The 6,716-nt window shown below is 42.4% G+C and carries 5 protein-coding genes; 2 read left to right on the top strand and 3 right to left on the bottom strand.

All coding sequences use genetic code 11. The annotated features are described in order from the left end of the window. Positions 1–285 precede the first annotated feature (285 nt). Entirely contained in the window at positions 286–960 is a 675-nt protein-coding gene (locus LU351_RS17935; RefSeq protein WP_232595472.1) for a VWA domain-containing protein, read from the bottom strand. Next, on the bottom strand, positions 935–2,596 hold the full coding sequence (locus LU351_RS17930; protein WP_232595471.1) for a hypothetical protein: 1,662 nt from the start codon (positions 2,594–2,596) through the stop codon (positions 935–937). The genes LU351_RS17935 and LU351_RS17930 overlap by 26 nt, the downstream gene beginning before the upstream one ends. Positions 2,597–2,772: 176 nt before the next feature. Between LU351_RS17930 and LU351_RS17925 the strand changes: the two genes are divergently transcribed. Together LU351_RS17925 and LU351_RS17920 are read left to right on the top strand one after the other, a co-directional pair. Then, on the top strand, positions 2,773–3,645 hold the full coding sequence (locus LU351_RS17925; protein WP_232595470.1) for a response regulator transcription factor: 873 nt from the start codon (positions 2,773–2,775) through the stop codon (positions 3,643–3,645). Further along, complete coding sequence (locus LU351_RS17920) at positions 3,638–5,695, top strand: ATP-binding protein (RefSeq protein WP_232595469.1); 2,058 nt, start codon at positions 3,638–3,640, stop codon at positions 5,693–5,695. The genes LU351_RS17925 and LU351_RS17920 overlap by 8 nt, the downstream gene beginning before the upstream one ends. A gap of 34 nt (positions 5,696–5,729) precedes the next feature. On the opposite strand, the gene LU351_RS17915 is transcribed toward LU351_RS17920, so the two are convergent. Continuing rightward, positions 5,730–6,152: a GNAT family N-acetyltransferase gene (locus tag LU351_RS17915; protein ID WP_232595468.1), complete on the bottom strand. Its 423-nt coding sequence runs from the start codon at positions 6,150–6,152 to the stop codon at positions 5,730–5,732. Positions 6,153–6,716: the final 564 nt, after the last annotated feature.

Below are 6,716 nucleotides of genomic sequence, written 5' to 3'. Positions count from 1 at the left end.
TAAAGAAACCAGTGAGGAAAGTGTCATTTCAATTGCCAGCTGGAAGCGTAAAAAGTTCAATCAACACCTGATGGATAGGGTTTTTGATGACTTAGAATTAAGCAGAAATTGTAAAAAAGTGGCAGCGGTTTACCAACATTATAGTGACTATGGGGCAATCGCTGCTTAAAAGTGTCTACAGTATTGGAAGCATCAAACTTGAAAAAAACTCCGAAATTATTTTACTCTCAAAAAGCCCCTTCCGGGGCTTACAATAGCAATTCTCCAAAAACGTGCTTTGTGAGTTTAATAATCTGCAATTAAGCGCTCTAAACGATCCAAATCATTCATTACTCTCCAGTATCCACCGCCATTGCTCACACGCGTTTGCCAATTTTCTAAACGCTTGAGATACTCTCTTGGGTCGATATTATCCGACCGGAGTTTTGTCACATTTAACGCCACCACTTCGATGCCAGATAACGTCATCGGAAAATTCCGCACATGACCACTGTCTAGATCTTCTTCCAGATCAGAGAAAATCAATACCATTTTCTTATCCGCCCCCGTTTCATTTAAAAACTCAGCGGCTTGTAGAAGACCTCCGGTAATATCGGTATGACGACTGCCTTTTTTCAACTGATCCACAAACGCATCCAGCTCTTGCTTAAAGGCACGTTTTTGTTGATTAGCCATGCTTGGCCGTTCATCAAAAGTGGCTTTCGCAATAATGTCTTTTTCACTAAAACTGCCACTATCGATTCTAGCTACGGCAATAGAGTCACCACTACTGAGTGTGGCCAATAAGTAATTTAAAATATGCTGTGCTTTATAAATTTCTTGTGTGTAAGTCCCTGAGGTATCCATCAACATGTAGACAGATCGACTCTGTGGCCCTTGTTCCCCACAACCCGTCACCCATAAGGTGACGGCAATGAATGTGACGAGGCGAATTTTATGCATTGCTTTCAATAATGGCATCGTCATTGTCCTCTTTCTTGGTTCGACTTTTACGTGGCGTGGTTTTTCGTGTGGTCGTTTTGGTTGTACTTTTTCTTGCTGTGGTTTTTCGGCCTGAATCTGTGGAAGTCTCTTCCATTGGTAATTCAGGCTCTACCACGTCTGCACTCAATCCACCCCTTAGGTCATCACTGACGGAATGATTGCCTTGATTATCATTACCACTATAGGCATAGCGGTAAGAGGGTAATGCTTCTCGACTATTAAATTTAATGCGCCCTTGAGCAACCCATGTTTCTATACTAAGCGGTACCATAATCACCAAATCATAAAGGTGAGTGAGCACACGACAAGAATACATCCCCAAAGTGCCGAGCAATCGTGAACACACTGATAATAGCTGCAATACACCTTGCGCTACTAAACCCAATACCGTTCTCGCTGCATGCACAAAAGACTCAAGGGGAATCGCAACAAAAGCCAATGCAAAGGGTAAAATAAATCCCATCACCATTTGACCCACCGAAGGAATCCAACGAAAATTGGCTTCCACAACGGTATTCCCCGCCAAGCTTTGTGTTAATGCCTCACGATCTAAGGCTAACAAGTCCCGCATGTAAGCCAGAGAAGCCTCAACGGTCGCCAAAATAGTGAGTATGGTTAACGTAATGAGCATCATTTTACGGCGCATTTTATCGTCCATGGAGCCGATAATCGGAAATAAATGGGTAATGCGTAAAGACTCCAACAAAAATAATCCCATGGCAATTTCCACTAAAATAATTACCAACGCCGCAATATCCGACGTTCTCATCCCGCCGATATAACTATTACCACCAACCATTTCTGACATGGGCATCGCTATTAATTGAAAATTAATTAATCCCCCCATCACCGCAATGACCAGCACCACACCACCAATAAAAAATTGAGTCAATGATGACAACGTTAATGCCTGCAATACGCTCTCTTCCCCTTCGCGAATTTTCTGGTACTCCTGCATTTTTTCATCAATGATACGAGCCCTGTCGCCAATTCCTTCAAACTTCGTATTTACCTCTCCAAGCTGACTGACCATATTGCGCCAGAGCGGTTGTAATTTCCCTAAGATACGATGACGTTCTTGACTGGACTTTCGGTATGCCGATAACGTCTCATCGTGAGCCGCAACAATCGTGTCATGAATGTTATCCATGATTTTCGCCACAGCCGGGTCCGCACTTTTAGGAATGGCCCCAACCGCTTCTACTGCATCAAGCCAACTCGGTGGCGCCGGTGGCGTTTCTGCGGATGCGTGGTAATCGGTCTCGATTTTGCCGACTACATCGCTGATCTGGCGATGCAGACTGGGATAATGAGCCAAGTCACGGGCAACAATGTCTTTGATGCGTTCAAATTCTCGCTCAATGGCACGCTCTGTCGCGTCTTTGCCTGAAGCCAGGATGATTGAGCGATTACGCTCTGCCAAGGCTTCTTGCCACAACGCTAAAGTACGCGCACTTAAGCGCATCAAACGATAAATCCCACGACCGGACGAGCGTAGAAGTTGGTGTGAAGGCTTGCGCCCCAGATACATCATAAAAATAATCATCGCCGCCCATATCGCCAACGATAGCGCAGGTTGATTGGACCAAAGTGTCAAAAGTTCACTGGACATACATCACATCTCCACTGAATGGGTGAAGTTCGTCACAGTTTTAATCAGGATGACCCTCTTCGATTTCTGGATAATCCAAGGGGTATGTCGAGTTGTGTAACGAACCGTTTCAAGTTAACGGTGTGATTTATATCCAACGGCAGTGAAAAATCTGTGAGAAAAAAGGATAACGATCAATGGCAGTGATATTTTGGGTAGAAGACCAATCCCATTGGATCAACAAATTCTCGTCGGTATTAGAGTCTACACACTTTGATCAAATCCCCGATGCCCAATCCTCATCCATTTCCCAGTCCAACTCTCGATCTACCTCACAATCTCACCCACAACCCAATACACTCATCGTTTCGCGCTTCGCCGAGGCCGCCAAGCAACGTATCGCCCAACTCCCGAAAGATCAGCCACCACACATTGCCATTTTAGATGCCCGCATGAATGGCAATGATCAGGCAGGGTTTTCCGTCTCGCAAGCATTGAATAAAAAATGGCCACAACTGCCCATTATTTATTTATCGGAATACAGCGGTACGCAAATTGAAGCAGATGCCTTTGAGCAAGCCAGTACACAAGACTTTATTGCCAAACATCAAAGAAATGTCGAAGCGGTTTTATGCTGGCGAATTAAAGCCATTTTACGTCAACAGAATATGGGCAATGAAATAGCAACCACCTCTTCTTCAGAAGAGGCCATTATCAGCGGCCCATTAACCATCGATTTAATTACCTGGGATGTGTATTGGCGCAAGATAAAACTCATGAACCCTGCCAATCCGAAACGTCCGCTTGCACCGATGCCGCGAAAAATTTTACGTTATTTAGTAGAATGCTCACCTCGACCGATTACCACGCTGCAAATGGCAGAATGTTTAGACGCGGACCCTGAACGTTTTTCTTACGCCAATTATCGACAACACATTAAAACCCTACGCCATGCCTTCGAATTCGCCGAAGGTAAGCAAGGTCATTTTATATCCCATTGTAAAAACGGACAGGCCATTGCCACGTTTGGTGATCAAGGCGCTTATTGTTGGATACCCCCGAATGAATGAACACCCGTTACACCGCCACGACGTAATGCTCAGTCGAAAAAAACGTCTATCTTACACTTGGAGCAGTACGACACTGTTGTTAGGTGTCATTGCCTATTTATTCATTGGAACAAACCCCTTCTTAATTCCAATAGAGCTCACACCTTCTTTTTTATGGCAGTGGCCATTACAAACGGTGGTACTTATCTGCGCTGGACTGTTATTAACACTAGACATACGCCGCTTTTATCGTCGGCAGAAGCGTTATATTGCACATATAGAAGCATTACAGGAACAAATACAAGAATTAACAGACCATAAAAAACACTTACAAAGTAAAGCCCATACTTATTCCAACCAAGCAGATAAGCTAAAATTTTTTATCAGTGACCGTTTATTAGAATACATTGAATACGATGAAAAATTTCTGCACTTCCGGGGCATTGCCGCTGAAGTACGCCATAACGGCATTATTTGTTATGACAAAGTCAAACAATCCCTACAAAATGCGCGTGATCATTTTGAGATAGACTCGCACTCAACAAAAAGTACTTCACCACCACCGACATCTCATCACCTCCACCCAGAAGCCCCCCCTCAGTATGAGCAACAAACCCTCATTAATGGGGAAATGGAAAACACACCCTCAGAAGGAGAGTTCGATGAGGAAAGTGCAGCGCAAGCATTAGAAGATACACTGATCGCACTTTCTGCCGAGCACAGAACCCAAGACAATCCTCCCGAAGAGAGTTCAGAAAATAATTCATCACACATTCACACAACGCTGAACTCGACTATTCCTCTCTATCATCACAACCCTTATGCAGAGGCGATAATCAGCTTAGATTATTTATGGGACTTATTGGATTTATCCACTACCGAAAACATCGCGCTTCATATTAACAATCATTTATGCGAGTGCGAGGAATACTACTACCAAGCGCAATTACAAAAGAAAAATCAGCAGAAAAAAACGTTAAACAATACCACCAATGGTGAAGAGCCTCTGCCTTATGTACCCACATTTTTTGCACACAACAGTGTACTAAGGGCCATCGCACCGTTAATGGAAGATTTTACATTACTGCACAACAGTGATACTCACGGAGGGGTTATCCGTAATTTTCATGATTCACAGTTTTGGTTTGACCTCGATGCTCATTGCGAGCTGTTAGGAAATGAAAACCATCTCGTATTGGTAATGGAAAACCTAGTAAAAAATGCGCTCTATTATTCGAGTAAACTTCCCACAGGCAAAAACCATTCAGGAAGTACAATAAGCCGAAAATACCATCGGGTATCCATTGCACTCACAAAGCAACCGACTCAGACACTATTACGCGTGTACAATCATGGCCCCCATATTCGCGATGAAGATGCCGATAAACTTTTTCAGCTTGGGTTTACTACGCGTCGAGCAAAAGGCCAGCATGGTAAAGGATTAGGTTTATATTTTGTGCGTGAAGTGATTAAAGGTTACGAGGGCAATATTGAGTTTCAAAATATTGAAAACACACCTGAAAGTTATTCGATACGTATCGAGCTAGACAGCAGCGGATTCAGCAGTGGCGCCATCATAACGGATATTGTTGAAGTTCAAGTAACAAAAAATGGGCTTCGCTGTAATAACCAAACGTCTCCCATCAACGATAATGCTAACCTTTCTACTCATACCGATGAATTCGAAAACCATCACTCTAATAAAAATACGCCGCCCTCTAACAACAAGACCATAGAGTGGAAATACAAAAAGCCCATTAAAAGCGTCGAGATCACACCCCGCTCACAAGGTCAAACTCATGTATTTAGTCATTTTGAAACGGATACACTCATTAAAATCACGGACCCGAATAATCATCACATCCCTAAATGGGCCATCGAAATCACCACTAAACGTCGTTCTTCCAAGCTAACTTTTATCCCTCTAGACACCACTGGAGTAGAGTTCAACGTTACTTTACCCAATGCAGATGCGCAGTTTTCCTATGAAGATGATCTCAATCAACGGCAAGACGATGATGAGTATTTGAGCTTTATGGAAACCAAACTTAAGCCGCTGGATGTGGAGTAAGAATCAACCTACCCAATGACTACGATTCATATTTTCACTTCACAACCCCTGAATCACCTAGCGGATTCAACACCCAACAGCGCTCATTCCATGAGAACCCCACTTTTTCGTAGTAATCTTTCGCCGCCGGAGCCGCAATGAGTATCAGTTTGCATTTTGGCCCCAACTGTTTTTGAGTCGATGCAAGTAATTGTTTACCAATCCCTTTCCGTTGATACTTTTTATCTACCGCAAGATCCGACAAATAACACCCATAATGGAAGTCGGTCATACTGCGAGCAATAGCGATTAACTCCGCCCCTTGCCATGCCGTCACAATCAGGTTGCTGTTGTCTAGCATTCCTTGCAAGCACGGGAGGTCATCGACAGGCCGCCTCTCACCTAATGTAGATGCTTCTAGTAATTTCTGAAATTGCACTACATTGATAGGAACGTTCACTTTGTATTCAATACTCACGCTTTATCTCCATCATTACCCCCCTCTTTTCCTCTCTTCAGCATCGCCTTTACACATTACAACAGCACAACCCATTACAACAGCACAAAAAACACTCTCTCAAAACACACTTTATGGAAAATCGAATTAACGTGAGTTTAAAGTAAAAAATACTTACCAATGAAAACACCACATAAAAATTCAGAATCAGCACACCATTTTGACACAAAATACATCTTAATTAATTAAAATTTAATTTAAACGCCAAAAACCATCACCATCATAAAACACCAAAAACTCTTAAAAAAAATTAATTTACCCTAAGTAATTCACAAAAAAAAATTATTTTTTTACAAAACAAAAATAATTTTGAGGCCATTCAAACCACAAGCGTCTTGCTTTTGTAACATTAGAAAAAACATTCAAAACAAAAACATTCAAAATGCGACAAAGTCTCAACACAGAGAATAGTCCAAAAGTGACGCTTTAAAATAAAAAAAGTAAAGAGAAAGAAAGTACCAAAACATTTGATTTCCTGGTGTTTACACACCTGCAACAGCATGTAAAAAATTTTAACGACAATTA

Origin of the sequence: Marinibactrum halimedae (genome assembly GCF_021234875.1) — a bacterium.
GTDB classification, from domain to species: Bacteria; Pseudomonadota; Gammaproteobacteria; order Pseudomonadales; family Cellvibrionaceae; genus Marinibactrum; species Marinibactrum halimedae.
The sequence above is the reverse complement of the archived record's forward strand: the minus strand, read 5'-3'. Positions and strand labels throughout refer to the sequence as shown.

What these genes read in the sequence shown, in the direction of transcription:
- LU351_RS17920 (WP_232595469.1), top strand. Translation starts at nt 3,638, where the DNA reads ATGAATGAACACCCGTTACACCGCCACGACGTAATGCTCAGTCGAAAA.
- LU351_RS17930 (WP_232595471.1), bottom strand. Translation starts at nt 2,596, where the DNA reads ATGTCCAGTGAACTTTTGACACTTTGGTCCAATCAACCTGCGCTATCG.
- LU351_RS17935 (WP_232595472.1), bottom strand. Translation starts at nt 960, where the DNA reads ATGCCATTATTGAAAGCAATGCATAAAATTCGCCTCGTCACATTCATT.
- LU351_RS17925 (WP_232595470.1), top strand. Translation starts at nt 2,773, where the DNA reads ATGGCAGTGATATTTTGGGTAGAAGACCAATCCCATTGGATCAACAAA.